The sequence below is a fragment of the Hymenobacter sp. PAMC 26628 genome (assembly GCF_001562275.1).
Taxonomy (GTDB): Bacteria; Bacteroidota; Bacteroidia; order Cytophagales; family Hymenobacteraceae; genus Hymenobacter.
Window position 1 is genome coordinate 4326353 of record NZ_CP014304.1, and the last position, 16448, is coordinate 4342800.

7 protein-coding genes are annotated in these 16448 nt (G+C 68.3%); 2 read left to right on the forward strand and 5 right to left on the reverse strand.

Features of this window, described 5'->3' with window-relative positions:
• Positions 1–57: 57 nt before the first annotated feature.
• The 3 genes from AXW84_RS18780 to AXW84_RS18790 all read right to left on the reverse strand — a co-directional run bounded on the left by AXW84_RS18780 (position 58) and on the right by AXW84_RS18790 (position 4216).
• Positions 58–1080 (reverse strand): M28 family peptidase, encoded by a 1023-nt coding sequence (locus AXW84_RS18780; protein WP_068236833.1) that lies wholly within the window; start codon positions 1078–1080, stop codon positions 58–60.
• A gap of 231 nt (positions 1081–1311) precedes the next feature.
• Positions 1312–2877 (reverse strand): cysteine--tRNA ligase, encoded by a 1566-nt coding sequence (gene cysS, locus AXW84_RS18785; protein ID WP_204248388.1) that lies wholly within the window; start codon positions 2875–2877, stop codon positions 1312–1314.
• A 157-nt stretch (positions 2878–3034) separates the two neighbouring features.
• Positions 3035–4216, reverse strand: a complete 1182-nt coding sequence (locus AXW84_RS18790) for an endonuclease/exonuclease/phosphatase family protein (RefSeq protein ID WP_157887123.1) — start codon at positions 4214–4216, stop codon at positions 3035–3037.
• Positions 4217–4290: 74 nt separating this feature from the next.
• Here AXW84_RS18790 and AXW84_RS18795 point away from each other — a divergent pair, with 74 nt between their 5' ends.
• Positions 4291–7815, forward strand: coding sequence for a DUF7948 domain-containing protein (locus AXW84_RS18795; protein WP_068236840.1), 3525 nt, complete (start codon positions 4291–4293; stop codon positions 7813–7815).
• Between the two features lie 219 nt (positions 7816–8034).
• Here AXW84_RS18795 and AXW84_RS18800 read toward each other — a convergent pair whose 3' ends face one another.
• Positions 8035–9330: a PepSY-associated TM helix domain-containing protein gene (locus AXW84_RS18800; RefSeq protein WP_068236843.1), complete on the reverse strand. Its 1296-nt coding sequence runs from the start codon at positions 9328–9330 to the stop codon at positions 8035–8037.
• A 103-nt stretch (positions 9331–9433) separates the two neighbouring features.
• Entirely contained in the window at positions 9434–11908 is a 2475-nt protein-coding gene (locus AXW84_RS18805) for a TonB-dependent receptor (RefSeq protein WP_071892311.1), read from the reverse strand.
• Positions 11909–12216: 308 nt separating this feature from the next.
• Between AXW84_RS18805 and AXW84_RS18810 the strand changes: the two genes are divergently transcribed.
• Positions 12217–16227 (forward strand): DUF7948 domain-containing protein, encoded by a 4011-nt coding sequence (locus tag AXW84_RS18810; protein ID WP_157887124.1) that lies wholly within the window; start codon positions 12217–12219, stop codon positions 16225–16227.
• Positions 16228–16448 lie beyond the last annotated feature (221 nt).

A 16448-nucleotide genomic window follows, 5' to 3' on the forward strand; every position in this document is an offset into this window, starting at 1 on the left:
CTTTCACGAAAAAGCCCCGCGTTGGCGGGGCTTTTTTTGGTGAAAGGCTGCTATAAATCAATCCACGTACAGGGTTTGCAGCATCGTTTGGCCCACCGCTTTCAGGGTTTTGCGGTCGATGATGCTCATATTGTCGCCGGTGGCGTGGTGGTAGGCGGGGAAGATGTCCACGCTGTTGTTGTAGTGGTAGATGTCGATGGTGGGTACGCCGGCCTTGTTGGCGAATACGTGGTCGTCGGTGATGCCGCCGGTGTCCTGGTAGCGGAAGTAATCGGAGTAGCCGAGGCGGGCGGCGGTGTTCCAGATTTTGTTCAGGGGCCCCAGGGCGTTTTCGCGCGAGGTGCCCTCGCGGGTGAAGACGCCGCCCTTGGCGCCCACCATGTCGAGCAGCACGCCGTACTCGGCCTTGTAGCCGGCGGGCAGCAGGTGCGCGGCCCAATATTGCGAGCCCAGGCACCACGACGACGTGGTGGCGCTTTCCTCCAGCTGGTCCTTCAGGTCAGCCTGGGTGGTGGTTTCGTAGCCCCAGTCCTCGGCGTCGAAGAAGATAAAATCGACGCCCACGGCGGGGGCTAGGCTGTCGGGCTGTTGGCTGAGCACGCGGGCCATTTCCAGGGCCACGGCCACGGCGCTGGCCCCGTCGGAGGCGCCGTCCATGGGCGCGTTCTTGTGCACCTTGTCGGCGTCGGCAAAGGGGCGCGTGTCCCAGTGGCCGAAGATGGCCACCCGGCGCGCGGCCTGCGGCTGAAATTGGGCGATGATGTTGCGGCCGTGGATGTTAGTACCGTCAAACGTCATGGCGTCGAACGGCTGCTGCAACACCTTCAACTTGTAGCCTTTGAGCTTGGCCACCAGCCAGTCGCCGCAGGCAATGTGCGCCTTCGAGTTGGGCACCCGGGGCCCAAACGCCACCTGCTTGGCCGTGAAGGCGTAGGCCGAATCGGCGTTGAAGGCCGGGGCTTTGGGCAGCGGCGCCTCGGGGGCCGCGGCGTCGGTGCCGGCGTCGGGGGTTTTGCTGGGGCAGGCGGTGAGTAGCAGCAGGCCCGCCAAAGCGGCCAGGGGAAGGCGAAGGAAACGCATGGATTGGGGTGAATCGATTATACGAGCAGCCGTTATACTACAAGGTGCTATATATGCAAAGGGCCGTTCGAAAGGCCGTCATGCAGAGCGCAGCGAAGCATCTTTTTCGCGGCGGTAATTGATTAGTTACGCAGGAAAGATGCTTCGCTGCGCTCTGCATGACGGCCCGATGGCAACGGCCTAATGACACGACGGCCTAACGCGGTGAATGACAAATTTCGCGCCGGGGCCCTAGTCCTCGCTGTAGGCCCACTCCACGCCGGCCTTGGTGTCTTTGATGACGATGCCCTGGTCCTTGAGGGCGGCGCGGATGACGTCCACTTTGTCGTAGGCTTTGTCGGCCTTGGCTTCGGAGTAAAAGCCCAGCGTGAGGGCCAGCAGCTCCTCGGCGTTGGCGCGGGGCTCGTCGCGCAGGCCCAGCACGTCGGTCACCAGGGCCCGGTAGGCGGTGGCGGCGGCGGCCAGGGCGGCGTCGCTCACGCCGGCGCGGGCGGCGGGCGTGGTGGCCAGCGCGTTGAATTTGCGCAGCAGGTTGAACAGCGCCGCGATGCTACGGGCCGTGTTCAGGTCGTCGTCCAGGCCCACCCACAGGTCGGCGGTGAGCTTGGTTAGCTCGGCGTTGTCTTTAGTTGTTGGTTGTTCGTTGTCAGTTGTTGGGCCGTTTTTTTGGGCCCCTGCCTGGCCGTCTTGCCCACTGACAGCTGACAACGAACTACTAACAACTAATTTATCCAGCAGGCGCAGGCCGTTCATCAGCTTGCGGTAGCCTTTGCGGGCGGCTTGCAGGGCGTCGTCGCTCACGTCGACGGGGCTGCGGTAGTGGGCTTGCAGCAGGAAGAAGCGCACCACCATGGGCGAATACGCCTGGCTGAGGCCGCCGGTGGGGCCCGCAAACAAGTTGGTGAGGGTGATGAAGTTGCCCGTCGACTTGCTCATCTTGGCGCCGCCTACGGTAATCATGTTGTTGTGCATCCACACGCGGGCCTCGTCGGTGTGGCTGTGGCTGCCCTGGCTCTGGGCAATTTCGCACTCGTGGTGCGGAAACATCAGGTCGAGCCCGCCGCCGTGGATGTCGAACTCGGCACCCAAGTACTTGCGGCTCATGGCCGAGCATTCGAGGTGCCAGCCGGGGAAGCCTTCGCCCCAGGGCGAGGGCCAGCGCATGATGTGCTCGGGCGCAGCGTTTTTCCAGAGGGCAAAATCGAGCGGGCTGCGCTTCTCGTCCTGGCCGGCCAGCGTGTCGCGGGTGCCGGCGAGCTGGTCCTCAATGCTGCGGTTCGCGAGCTTGCCGTAGCGCCCGGCTTTGTCGTGCTGCGCGTCGTACTTGGGCACGTCGAAGTACACCGAGCCGTTCACCTCGTAGGCCAGGCCGTTGGCGATGATTTCCTCCACCAGCCCGATTTGCTCGGTGATGTGGCCGCTGGCCTGGGGCTCGATGTCGGGCGGCAGGCAGCCGAGCTGGGCCATGTGGGCGCGGTAGCGGTTGGCGAAGTGCTGGGCCACCTGCATGGGCTCGAGGCGCTGGGCACGGGCGGCTTTGGCGAGCTTGTCTTCGCCGGTGTCGGCGTCGCTTTCAAGGTGGCCCACGTCGGTGATGTTGCGCACGTAGCGCACGGTGTGGCCGAGGTAGCGCAGGTAGCGCGTGAGCACGTCGAACACCACGGGGCCCCGGGCGTTGCCCAGGTGGGCCTCGCTGTACACGGTGGGCCCGCACAAGTACACGCCCACCACGGGCGGCTGAATGGGCACGAAGGGCGCTTTGGCGCGGGTAAGCGTATTATAAAGAGTCAGCGACATGAAAATCAGAAAGTCAGAAAGCGAGCAACCGGCGACCGGTCCGGTTCGTTCGGTGGCGGGCGGCGCAAAGTTCGGCAATTTGTGCGCTTCGGGCCCAACGCAAAAAACCCCACCCCCGGCCCATGCCGCTTGATGCGCGGAATCCGGTGGGGTGGGGTTAGCGGGGCCCCAGTAGGTACAGGGCTTCCACCGGGAAATGGTCGGACCACAAAATCTCGTCGTGCACGCGGCAGCCCAGCACCTGCCACTGCGGGCTGGCAAACTGCTGGTCAATGCGCAGGCCGGGCAGGCGGCCGTGGTAGGTGGCGCCCAGGCCGAGGCCCACGGCGGCCCAGGCGTTGGTGAGGGCCCCGGCGAATTGGTCGTAAGGGTACGAGTAGGGCAGGTCGTTGAAGTCGCCGGCCAGCAGCACCGGGTAGGGCGAGCGGCGCACGCGGGCCAGCACGGTATCGGTTTGCCAGGCGCGGGCCACGGCCCCGTTGCGGAAGCGGCGCAGCAAATTGGGGGCCTTGTCGCGCAGGCCGGCCTTGGTGGTGGAGGCGTCCACGATGTCGCCCTCGGCCAGGCTCATGCTTTGCAGGTGCAGGTTGAAGACGCGGATGGTATCAGCGCGCGGCTGGCCGGGGCCCGCGGAACCTGCGGGGCGGGCCAGGTCGGCCCACATGGCGTGGTTCTGGCTGATTTTGCCGAACGGGATGGTGCCGCGCCGCACAATGGGAAAGCGCGAAAAGATGGCCAGCCCAAACTCGGCCCCGATGCGGTTGGTGAGGCTGATGCTCACGAACGCGTGCCGCCCGCTGCCGCGCCCCAGCCGCTCGGCGCTGCGGAACACCGGGCCGTTTTCGCGCGAGCCACGCGGCTCGTTGTAGAACTCCTGGAGGCAGAGCACATCGGCCGGACTCTCGGCCAGCCAGGCGATAAAGGCTTTGGAAGACGCGAAGTTCGGATTACGCAGCTCGGCGTACACGTTGAAAATGCGCACGTTGGCCGAGAGCAGCCGCAGGGCCCCGGGCGCGGCCTCGGGCAGAAAGGTGGAAGCAAGGCCCGGGCCGGGGCCACTGCTTTGGGCGGCGCCCCCGGCCGGCCAGTGCAGCGCCAGGCCCCGCTGCACGTGCGGCCAGCACAGGGCCAGCGCCACGGCCGGCAGCAGGGCCCCGCGCCAGTCGCGCCGCAGCCAGTACAGGGCCAGCGCGGCCGTCAGCAGCAGGGCCCCGGGCGTCGTGAGGGCCCCGAAAACCGCCGGCCACCAGGTGCCCGCCGGCACCCGCTCGCAGGCAATGGCGAGCACGAGCCAAGCCAGCGCTAAAAGTGTAATTTTGAAAGCGAACGAACGACGCACAACGAATTCTTTAACGAGCGGCAAAGGTACCTTGGCGGGCCGGCGCCGCGCTGCCTGCCCCGCCCTTCCTTGCTATGAAACAACGCTACTTAGTGTACTGCGGAACCCTGCTGCTGGGGGCCGCTGCTTTGGCGCCTGCGCCGCTGGCCGCCGCGCCGCGCCCGGCCGTGGCCCCCAGGTCGGCCCCCGGCGCGGCCTCGCTTGAATTCGTCGAAAACAAGGGCCAGTGGGACGCCCGCGCCCGCTACGCGGCGGCGCTGCCCAGCGGCCGGCTGTTCCTCGAAAACGCGGCCCTCACCTACCTGTTCGTGGACCCCGCCGCGCTGCCCCGCCACCGCGGGGCCCCGGCCGAAACCGCCCCCGCCCTGCCCGGCGACCAAGTGGCGGGCCACGCCTACACCGTGCATTTTGAGGGAGCCAGCCGGCAGGCGCGCCCGGTGGCCACGGGCCCCACGGGCGAGGTGCGCAACTACTTGCAGGGCAGCGACCCGCGCCGCTGGGCCCGGGGCGTGGGCAGCTTCCGGCGGGTGCAGTACGCCGGGCTGTGGCCGGGCATCGACGCGGCGGTGTACGAAAACGCGGGCCAGCAGCTGGAGTACGACTTCGCCCTGGCCCCCGGCGCCGACGCCGCCCGCGTGGCGCTGCGCTACGAGGGCACGCAGGCCGTGGCCCTCGACGCTGCTACCGGCGACCTGGCCATTGCCACCGCCGTGGGCCGCGTGACGGAGCTAGCTCCCCAGGCCTGGCAAACCGACGCCCAGGGCCGCCGCCAGCCCGTGGCCTGCCGCTACACGCTGATTGGCAGCACGGTGCGCTTCGCCCTGGGGCCCTACGACCACCAACGGGCCCTGACCATCGACCCGAAAGTGGTGTTTTCGAGCTTCACCGGCGCCACCGACGACAACTGGGGCTTCACGGCCACCTACGGGCCGTCGGGCAACCTATTTTCGGGCGGCATTGCTTTTGGGCCCGGCTACCCAACCACGGTGGGCGCGTTCCAAACCAAGTTTGGGGCCCTGTGCGACGTGGCCCTCATCAAGTACAACACCCAGGTGAGCGGCCCGGCGGCGCGGGTCTGGGCCACGTACCTGGGCGGCAGCGGCACGGAGTTCCCGCATAGCCTGGTGACCAACGCCTTGGGTGAGCTGGTGGTGCTGGGCAGCACGGGCTCGCCCAACTTTCCCACCACCGCGGGGGCCCTGAGCCGGCGCTTCGGCGGGGGCACGGCCATCGAACCCTTTCAGGGCGGTGACGCCACCGAAATCTTGGCCAACGGGGCCGACATGTTCGTGGCCCGCCTCAGCGCCGACGGCGGCACGCTGCTGGCCGGCACCTACCTGGGCGGCAGCGGCAACGACGGCGTGCTCGACCCCGACCCGCGCGTGGCCGCCACCCAGCGCCTGGCGGCCAACTACGGCGAGGCCTTCCGCAGCGACGTGCTGCTCGACGGCGACGGCAACGTGTACGTGGCGGCCAACACCAACTCGCCCAACTTCCCCGGCCTGGGCACGGGCTTCAACGGCACCTACCGCGGCGGCACCTCCGACGGCGTGGTGTGCAAGCTGAACGCGGGCCTGAGCGCCGTGACCTGGGCCAGCCTGCTGGGCGGCAGCGGCGCCGACGCCGCGTACTCGGTGCAGCGCGACGCCGCCGGCCGGGTGTACGTGAGCGGCGGCACCACCAGCCCCAACTTCCCGGCCACCGCCGGGGCCTACCGCGCGGCCCGCCCGGGCGGCGTGGACGGCTTCGCGGCCCGCATCAGCGCCGACGGCCGCACCCTGGAGCGGGCCACCTACGTGGGCACGGCCGGCTACGACCAAGCCCAGTTTTTGCAGCTCGACGCGGCCGGCAACGCCTACTTGCTGGGCCAAACGCTGGGCGGCACCTTCCCCGTCACAGCCGGCCTGTACGCCAACGCGGGCAGCGGCCAGTTCATCCAGAAGCTGGACGCCGAACTGACGGCCAGCTTGTACAGCACCGTGTTTGGGTCGGGCGCGGGCATCAACCTGGTGCCCACGGCGTTCCTCGTCGACGATTGTGAGCGCATCTACGTGAGCGGCTGGGGCGGCGGCACCAACGCCGGCAACCTGGGCGGCAGCACCCGCGGCCTGCCCGTGACGGCCGACGCGGCCCAGCGCACCACCGACGGCTCCGATTTTTACCTGGCCGAGTTCCTGCCCGGCATGGTGGGGCTCGACTACGCGACGTTTTTTGGCGAGGCCGGCGGCCGCGGCGAGCACGTGGACGGCGGCACCTCGCGCTTCGACAAGCGCGGCATTGTGTACCAGGCCGTGTGCGGCGGCTGCGGCGGCACGTCGGGCTTCCCGGTGCCACCCGGCGCCAACACCTACACCAACCGCAACGGCAGCGTGAACTGCAACAACGCGGCCTTTAAGATGGACTTCCAGCCCGAAGTGGCCGACGCGGGGCCCCGGCGCGCCCTGTGCGCCAGCGGGGCCCCGGTGGCCCTGGGCGGCGCCCCCGGCGGCGGTGTGTGGAGCGGCCCGGGCGTGCAGCGCACCGCTGGCGGGGGCTACCAGTTTGTGCCCAGCGCGGCGGGCCCCGGCGCCTTCGTGCTGACCTACAAGGTGACCACCACGGGCATTTGCCAGGCCACGCTGCGGGTGCGCTACCAGGTGGCGCCGGCCACCGTGCCGGACTTTGCCCCGGTGGGGCCCCGGTGCGTGAGCAGCCCGGCCGTGACGCTGGTGGGGGCCCCGGCCGGCGGCACCTTCAGCGGACCGGGCGTGACGGGCAACACGTTTTCGCCCCAGGCGGCGGGCGCGGGCACCCACACCCTCACCTACACCGTGGCCGACTCGCTGGCCTGCGGCGCGGCCACCCAGCAGGTGGTCATCAGCAGCCCCGTGCAGGCGCGGGTGAGCCCCGACACCACGCTGTGCGCCGACCAGCTGCGGCCCTTCCAGCTGCGCGCCAACCCGGCCGGCGGCACTTGGAGCGGCACGGGCGTGAGCCCCGGCGGCCTCTTCACGCCGCCCAATACCCAGAACCGGGGCGGCGCGTTCGAGCTGACCTACGCCGTGACGCAGGGCGTGTGCCAGACCACCGCCACCCGCCGCGTCATCCTGGCCCCCGCCAGCCTCAGCGACGTGCCCCTAAACCTACCCGTGTGCGCCGCCGCGCCCCAATACGCCGGCCTCGCGCCCTTCGACTGCCCGATGACGCCGCTGCTGGCCGGCGGCACCTACAGCTGGGATTTTGGTGATGGCAGTCCCGTCAGCACCGAGGCCGCGCCTACGCACCGCTACGTGCAGGCCGGCACCTACCGCATCCGGCTCACGGCGCGCTACGCGGGGTGCGAGGTCATCACGCAGTTTGCGCCGGTGGAGGTGGGCGACGTGTTCGTGCCCAACGTCATCACCGCCAACGACGACCAGCTGAACGCCACCTTCCAGCCGCGCTTCACTTGCCAGCCGGCCAGCCTGAAAGTGTTTTCGCGCTGGGGCCAGGAGGTGTACACCACCGCCGACTACCACAACAACTGGGCGGCCGAAGGCCTGCCCGCCGGCCTCTACTACTACCTGCTGCGCGACGCCGACGACCGCCAAGTAAAGGGCTGGGTGCAGGTGGTACGGTAGGGCCCCAGGTTAGGCAGGCGTCGCTTGCCAACTGGCCTTTGTTGAACTGATAAAAGCTATAAACACGGTCATGCTGAACGCAGTGAAGCATCTCTACCGCAGCAGTAAACCTAATTACTTGCGCGGGAGAGATGCTTCACTGCGTTCAGCATGACCGTGTTTATTAACTCAATTAATCCAAACCGTCCCTGACCGAACCGCCCCCAAGCGCCGGGGGCCCTACCCCACCTCCACGGCCAGCCCGCGGGGCGCGCTTTTCTTCTTGGATTTGCGCGTGCGGTTCAGCCACAGCAACGTGCCGGTGACGGGGAATGTGGCCCCCAGCAACACGATGATGAAGGCCAGCACCTTGGTGGGCCAGCCGAAAATGGCGCCCGTGTGGATGGGCTTGAACAAGCCCCGGATGCGCTGGCCCAGCGGCTGCTGGGCGTAGGTGGTCCGGCGCAGCACCTGGCCCGAGTACCGGTCGAAGTACACGTCGTTGGTGGCGCGCTCGGTGGGGGCCCCGGGGCGCAGTATGCCCACCTGGAGGCTGCCGGTGGCTTCCTTGGGTAGCTGCATGTTATAGCTTTCGGCGGCCGGGGCCTGTTGGCGCGCCGCGGCCAGGGCGTCGTCGGCCCCGAAGGTTTGGCCCGCTGCGGCCGGCACGGTGGAGGCAGGCGGCTCGGGGCGCTGCGAGGGCGAGTGGGTGAGGGTGTTGATGGTGTTGCCCACCCAATCGAACGACATGCCCACGCCCGTGAGGGCCATGATGAACAGAAACAGCGAGGTGTAAAAGCCCAGCACGATGTGGAAATCGTGGTTGAGGCGCTTCCAGCTGCTGCCCCACTTCACCATCAGGCGCTGGGTGAGGGCCTTGCGGGCAGCTGGCCACCACAGCACGAGGCCCGTGCCCAGGATGAAGAGGAAAATGATGGCGTTGATGCCCATCACGAGCTTGCCCACCCGGCCCGCCACCAGCCCCCGGTGCAGCTGCTCGACGAAGTGGAAGAACGAATCCTGGGGCTTCACCTCGCCCGCAATGGCCCCAGTATAGGGGTTCAGGAAGAGGCGCGGGCCGTTGTCGCGGCCCTTACCCCTGCGGCCGCCCGGGCCCTGGGGCCCCGCGGGGGCAAGGGGCCCGGGGCCCCGGGCTTCGGCGGAAGGACGGCTTTCGGCCCGGCCTTCGCCCGGCCCTTGCCCGCCGCGGGGGCCCCCGCCGGCCGTTGCGCCCCGGCCTTCGCCGCCTTTATTGCCGCTGCCGGCCAGGTTCACCTCCACGGTGCGGGCGGGGTCGGCATAGATTTTGAAGCTGCTGACCTTGGCCTGGGGCTTGGCGGCGCGCACGGCGGCGGTGAGCTGGGCCAGCGACAGGCGGGGCCCCCCGGCCGGCGCCACGAAGTAGCGCGCGGGGTGCCAGAGGTGCTCCAGCTCCTGCTCGAACACCAACAACGAGCCCGTGAGGCACACCATCACCAGGAAAAGCCCCGAGGCAAGCCCGAGGTACAAGTGAATGCGGCGGAAGAGTACTTTCATAGAAGCCAGATTTTCAGCAAATAACCCACCGGCCAGGCCGATGGGTCAAATCAATCAGGACAAACAGGCGGAATGCGGCGACGGAGCGTCCGCATTCGCCGCCTTAGAACCGGTAGCCCACCGTGGTCAGGAACTGGCGGGGCGGGATGGGGTTGATGCTGTAGCGGTCGTGCACCAGGTAGTTCAGCGCGTTGGTGACGTTGGACACCTTGGCCAGGAGGGAGAAGTGCTCGAAGGCGTAGCCCGCCGACAGGTCGACGGTGGTGAAGCCGCTCAGGGCAATGAGGCGATTGTACACCGGCGCCTGGCCCACCGTGTTGTTGTTGCCGCCCAGGCGCTGGCCGGTGTAGAAGGCCGAGGCCCCCAGCTTGAGGCCCCGCAGGCCGGGCTGGGTGAAGGTGTAGAAAAGCGCGGCGTTGGCGGTGTGGGCCGGGTTGTTGGTGAGGCGCTCGCCCTCCACGGGGCTACCCGCCACGCCGGCCGTGTGGGTGTAGCGGGCGTAGTTGTAGGCGTAGCCCACGTTGAAGTACAGGTTGGTGGCGAAGCTGCCGCTGATGTCCACGTCCACCCCGTCGCTGGTGGTTTCGCCGGTCAGCTCCTTGATGTTGGTGTTGCCGTTGGGCTTGCCGTACTGGTCGAGGGCCGCGATTTGGGCAAAGTTGCCGTTGCGGTAGCGGTACACGGTGGCGTTGGCAAACAGGCGGCTGCCGAACAGCTCCGTCTTGGCCCCGGCCTCGTACTGGTTCACCAGCGAGGGCGACAGGTTCTGGAGGTAAATGTCGGTGCCGGTGTTGACGATGAAGTTGTTGGCGTAGCTGGCGTAGAACGAGAGCGTGGGCAGGGGCTGGTAAATCAGCGCGCCTTTGGGCGAAAACGCCTTGTCCCGCTTGTCGGCGGCCACGCCGCCGCGTTCGCGCTGCTGGTCGAGGTTGGCAATGGTGGTTTGCCGCGTGTTCTGGTACGAGTAGCGCACGCCGGCCAGCACCTTAAACTTGGGCGTGAGCGTAACCAAGTCCTGCACGTAGCCCCCGAAGCGGTACGAAGGCGAGGTGGTGCGGGCCGTGTCGATGATGCCGGGCACGTCCAGGCGCTCCTCGTACTTCGCGCGGTCGATGAGGTTGATTTTGTCGTAGGCCGGGCCCACCTTGCCGCTGGCATCCTGGTACTTGAACGTGGTGGTGGTGCTCACGATGCGCAGCGCGTCGGCCCCCACCAGCAGCTGGTGGTGCAGGAAACCCGTGTCGAACTTGCCGTTCAGGTTCAGCTGGGCGTTGTAGTTGCGCTCACTGGTGTTGGCGGCGCTCAGGGTGCGGGTGTAGTCGCCGTTGGCAGCAATGGTGTTGTTGGGCACGGCCGCCCCGAAGCCGTGCACGCGGGTGTCCTGCACGCCGGCAATGGCGCTCAGCCGCCACTGGTCGGAAAAGCGGTGGTTGAGCACGGCCGAGCCGCTGGCCTGGTCCGTCACGTTGTAGGCCCACGCCGTGTTGATGAAGCGCGCGCGCGGCGCGGCGTCCGGCAGCCGGGCGTCGGTGTTCTGGTTGATGATGCCCACGCCCGCATCGGGCGTGAGGTTGGAGCGCAGGTAGTCGCCCTGCACCAGCAGGTCGGTTTTCTCCCCGAGCTTGTAGCGCAGCGAGGGGTTCACGTACAGGCGCTTCTGGGTCACCACGTCGCGGTAGCTTTGGGCGTTTTCGTAGGTGCCCACCACCCGGAAGGCCAGGTTTTTGGTGAGCGGCCCGTACACGTCCACCATCGGCTTGTAGAAGCCGTAGCTGCCGGCGCGCATCTCCACCGCGCCGCCCCACTCGTAGCGCGGCTTCTTGGTGACCATGTTGATAACCAGCCCGCCCGATACGTTGCCGTAGAGCAGGGCCGCCGCGCCCTTCAGCACTTCCACCGATTCCAGGGTGCTGGCATCGGGGAAGCCCTGGGTGTTGGACAGCAGCCCGTTCTTGAAGATGCTGCCGCCCGCGCCGCCCACGCCGATGCTGGAGCCCCGGGCCGAAAACGTTTCGGCCACGCCGCCGCGCTGCTGCGTCAGCGATACGCCGCTCACGTTGCGCAGCGCATCGCCGAGGCGGTTCACCTGCTGGTCGGCAATCACGGTGCTGCTCACCACCCCAATGCTTTGGGGCAGGTCGAGGGGCGCAAGGTCACTCTTGCTGGCCGTGGCCCGCCGGTTGATGACGCTGGTGGCCGTCACGACCACCTCCTGGAGCCGGGCCGCGTTTTCGCTCAGCGCAAAATCAGCCCGGGTAACCTGGCCGGCTTCTACCGCCACGGTTTGCTGCTGGGGCTGCAAGCCCACGAACGACACTTGCAGCACGTGGGGCCCCGGCTCGACGCCGATGATCTGGAACGAGCCATCCTCGGCCGTGTTGGCGCCCTTGCCCAGCTTGGGGATGCCGACGCTCACAAAAGCCGCCGGCTGGCCGTCGCTGGTGCGGATGACGCCCTTGATGGCACCCGGCCGCTGGTGCAAGCGGGTGGCCGGAGTGCCGGCCGGGGCCAGCTGGGCCTGCCCCAAAGCCGGCAAAAGGAAGGCCGCCGCCACCGTGGAAAGTAAGATTTTGCGCATCGGGCTATTTAGAATGATTCAAAACTGATGCAAAACTAGCGCATTGTTTAGACACATTCCAAATAAATTTTCATCAAAAACTTATTATCCCTCCAATTGCAGTTGGACTGACAAGGCCGGTTTGGGCAATTTCCCGGGGCGGGCGGGCAAAGTCTTCGCAGTGGCCTCCGTAGGCACTGCACACCCATCAGGCTAGCTTTTACGGGGTTTAAACAGGATTTTTCTCTGCTTTTAAGCCCGCGGCGGGCGGCGCATGGATGGGCATTCTATCTTTATTGGTTGCTATCCCCGTCCTCGATAAATACCAAGTGAAAACACTCTTTATGCTTCTGGGCGTAGCGTTGCTGGGGCCCCTGGCCCACGCGGCGCCCGTCCACCACGCCAGCGCCGCCCCCGCGCCCACCCTCGAATTCATTGAGAACAAAGGCCAATGGGCCGCGCCCGTGCGCTACGCCGCAGCCGTGCCCGGGGGCCGCCTGTTTGCCGAGGCCGACGGGTTGCGGTTCGCCTTGTTCAGCGACGTAGACCTGCCTGGGCACCGCGCCCACCCGGCGCCCGAGGCCCCCGTGCGCGCCCACGCCCTGGACCTGCGCTTTGCGGGCGCGGCCCCGGCCCGCATCACCCCCGAGGGCCCCACGGCCGAGCGGCGCAACTACTTCCTGGGGGCCGATGCGGCGCACTGGGCCCGGGGCGTGCGCAGCTACCGGCAATTGCACTACGCCGGGCTGTGGCCGGGCGTGGACGCGCGCTTTTACGAAAACGCTCAGCAGCAATTGGAGTACGATTTTGAGGTGGCTGCCGGGGCTAATGCGGCCGCCATCGGCCTGCGCCACGCCGGCGCCGACGCCGTGCGCCTGGCCCCCGACGGCCGCTTGCAGGTGCAAACCAGCGCCGGCACCCTGGAGGAGCTGGCTCCCCAGGCCTGGCAAACCGATGCCCAGGGCCAGCGCCAGCCCGTGGCCTGCCGCTACGCGCTGAGCGGCGACGTGGTGCATTTCGCCCTGGGGCCCTACGACCACACCCGCGCCCTGACCATCGACCCGGTGGTGGTCTTTGCCACCTACACCGGCTCGCTGGCCAACAACTGGGGCTTCACGGCGACGTACGATGCGCAGGGCAATTTGTACTCCGGCGGCATTGCCTTCGGGCCCGGCTACCCGGCCACGGTGGGGGCCTATAAAACCACGTTCGGGGGCGTGATTGACATGGCCCTGATCAAGTACAACGTGGCCGCCAACGGCGCCTCGGCCCGCGTGTGGGCCACCTACCTGGGCGGCACCCGCGCCGACTACCCCCACAGCCTGGTGGTGAACGGCCGCGGCGAGCTGCTGGTGCTGGGCACCACGGCCTCGGCCGACTTTCCCACCACGGCGGGGGCCCTGCAACGCACCTTCGGGGGCGGCACCGTAGCCGACCCGTTTGGCGACGGCACGGCGTACGAGATTCCGGGCTCCGACTTGGTTATCAGCCGTTTCAGCGCCGATGGGGCAGCCCTAGCGGGCAGCACCTACCTGGGCGGCAGCGGCAACGACGGCCTGCTGCCGCTCCAACCCTTCAGCAGCGTGGTGCAGCTGGCCCATAATTACGGCGACTCGTTCCGGGGCGACATTGGGGTGGACGCGGCCGGCAACGTGTACGTGGCCTCGTGCACGTCGTCGAGCAACTTCCCGGTGGCGCGCGGCTTCCAAAGCACCTACCGCGGCGGCACCTCCGATGGGGTGGTGTGCAAGCTGAACGCGGGCCTGACCAGCCTGCTGTGGGGCAGCTACCTGGGCGGCAGCGCCTCCGACGCGGCCTACTCGCTGCAAGTGGCGCCCGGCAGCGGCGAGGTGTACGTGGCCGGCGGCACGCTCAGCCCCGACCTACCGGCCACGGCGGGGGCCCTGCACCCGGGGGCCCTGGGCGGGGTGGATGGCTTCGCGGCCCGCATCAGCGCCGACGGCACCACCCTGCGCCGCACTACCTACCTGGGCACCAGCGCCTACGACCAGGCGTACTTCCTGCAACTCGGCTCCGACGGCGGGGTGTACACGCTGGGCCAAACGCTGGGGGCCTACCCCACCACCGCCGGCCTGTACCAAAATGCCAACGGCCGGCAGTTCATCCATAAACTGAGCGCCGACCTGGCCCAGACGCAGCTGGCCACGGTGTTCGGCAGCGGCCGGGCCAGCGTGGACATCGCGCCCACCGCCTTTTTGGTGGACCGCTGCGACCGGGTGTTTGTGTGCGGCTGGGGCGGCACCAGCAACCTGGCGGGGGCGGCGTACCTGAGCGCCAATGCGGGCGGCTCGACCTACAACCTGCCCGTGACGGCCGACGCGGCCCAGCGCACCACCAACGGCAGCAACTTCTACCTGGCCCAGTTCGCGGCCGGCCTCACGGCCCTGGGCTACGGCACGTACTTCGGCAACACCAGCACCGCCAGCATCGGCGAGCATGTGGACGGCGGCACCTCGCGCTTCGACCCGCGGGGCGTTGTCTACCAGGCGGTTTGCTCGTGCTTCACCACCACCGGCTTCCCCATTCCGCCGGGCGTGAACACCTATTCGCCCACCAACGGCAGCGCCGGCACCTGCAACAACGCGGCGTTCGTGCTCAACTTCCAGCCCGACATTGCCCAGGCCGGTGCCGACCAGGAGCGCTGCCTTACCGCGGGGCCCCTGGCCTTGGTGGGCAGCCCGGGCGGCGGCACCTGGGCCGGCGACGGCGTGAGCGGCAGCGCGGCAGCGGGCTTCGTCTTCAACCCCACCGCGGCCGGTGCGGGGCCCCACGTGCTCACCTACACCGTGGCCAGCACCGGCGACTGCACCACCAGCTCGGCACGGCGCATCACGGTGACGGCGCCACCCACGGCCACGTTTGCCGCGCTGCCGCAGGCGGCGTACTGCCTGCCCGCCATTACCTACGGCGCGGGGGCCCCCACCGCGCCCACCGGCCCGGCGCCGGTACCGCTGGCGGGCACGCCGGCGGGCGGCGTGTTTTCGGGCCCCGGCGTGAGCGGCAGCGTGGCCACGGGCTTCGTGTTCGACCCCAAGGCTACCGGCAATGGCACTTTCACCCTCACCTACACCTACGACACGGGCTGCCCCAGCATTGCTACCCAGCAGGTGAGCGTGCTGCGCATCACGGAAGTGGGGCCCCAAACGCAGTTTTGTGCCAACGCCGCGCCCACGGCCCTGGTGGCCAGCCCCGCCGGCGGCACCTGGAGCGGGCCCGGCGTGGGCGGCAGCGTCGCGGGCTACTCCTTCGACCCCGCCAAGGCCAGCCCGGGCGCCAACGCCCTCACCTACACCGTGGGGGCCCCGGGCGGGAGCTGCGCCGCCACCCTCACCCGCGTGATTACGGTGAACCCGGTGCCGGCCATTGCCTTCGCGCCCGTGCCGGTGCTGTGCACCAACAACCCCGCGCCGCAGCTGCTGGCGGCCACACCGGCCGGTGGCTACTGGGCGGGTTTCGGGGTGTTCTATTCCGGGAGTGCTTACTACTTCACGCCCACTACCGCCGGCACTTTTCAACTGAGGTACTCCGTTTCGACCGGGCAGTGCGCCGTCGATGCCATGCTGGCCATCACGGTGGCCAACCCCGTGGCCGCCCAAGTGCCGGCCGATACGCTGCTGTGCCCGGGCAGCACCCGGCCGTTTGCCCTGCGCGGGGCCCCGGCGGGCGGCACCTGGAGCGGGCCGGGCGTGAGCGGCAACGCCGCTACGGGCTACGTGTTCACGCCGCCGGCGGGGTTTAGCGGCTCGGTGGCCCTCACGTACGCGGCGGGCAGTTGCAGCACCAGCGCGGTGCGGCGCGTGGGCGTGGCCCCGGTGCCGGCCGTGGTGGCTGGTTGGGCCCCAGCGGCCTGCCCCGAAGACCGGCAGGTGCCGCTGCGGGTGCAGTTCAACCTTGGGGCAGCTACCAACGGCGCGGCGGTTTCGGGCACCGTGTGGGACTTCGGCGACGGCACCCAGAGCACCGACGCTAGCCCGGCGCACACCTACGCCGCGGCCGGCCGCTACCAGCCCACGCTGCGCCTGCGCTACAACAACGGCCGCTGCGAAACCACCGCCGCCCTGGCCCCCGTCGAGGCCACCGACGCCCCGCTGCCCAACATCATCACCCCCAACGGCGACGGCCTCAACCAAACCTTCCGCCTGCCCGCCAGCTGCGCGCCCCGCATCCAGATTTTCTCGCGCTGGGGCCAGCCGGTATTCGAAGCCGTGGCCTACCAGAACGATTGGGCCGCCGAGGGCCAGCCCGCCGGCACCTACTACTACCTCCTCCACTACCCCGACGGCCACCGCGTAAAAGGCTGGCTGCAAGTGGTAAAGTGAATTAGTTGTCAGTTGCTGGTTGTCAGTTGCTGGTTGTCAGTTGCTGGTTGTCAGTTGCTGGTTGTCAGTTGCTGGTTGTCAGTTGCTGGTTGTCAGTTGCTGGTTGTCAGTTGCTGGTTGTCAGTTGCTGGTTGTCAGTTGCTGGTTGTCAGTTGCTGGTTGTCAGTTGCTGGTTGTCAGTTGCTGGTTGTCAGTTGCTGGTTGTCAGTTGCTGGTTATTG

Excerpts from the sequence above, each read along its gene's own strand:
- AXW84_RS18805 (WP_071892311.1), bottom strand. The coding sequence starts at position 11,908 with ATGCGCAAAATCTTACTTTCCACGGTGGCGGCGGCCTTCCTTTTGCCG.
- AXW84_RS18795 (WP_068236840.1), top strand. The coding sequence starts at position 4,291 with ATGAAACAACGCTACTTAGTGTACTGCGGAACCCTGCTGCTGGGGGCC.
- AXW84_RS18800 (WP_068236843.1), bottom strand. The coding sequence starts at position 9,330 with ATGAAAGTACTCTTCCGCCGCATTCACTTGTACCTCGGGCTTGCCTCG.
- AXW84_RS18780 (WP_068236833.1), bottom strand. The coding sequence starts at position 1,080 with ATGCGTTTCCTTCGCCTTCCCCTGGCCGCTTTGGCGGGCCTGCTGCTA.
- cysS (WP_204248388.1), bottom strand. The coding sequence starts at position 2,877 with ATGTCGCTGACTCTTTATAATACGCTTACCCGCGCCAAAGCGCCCTTC.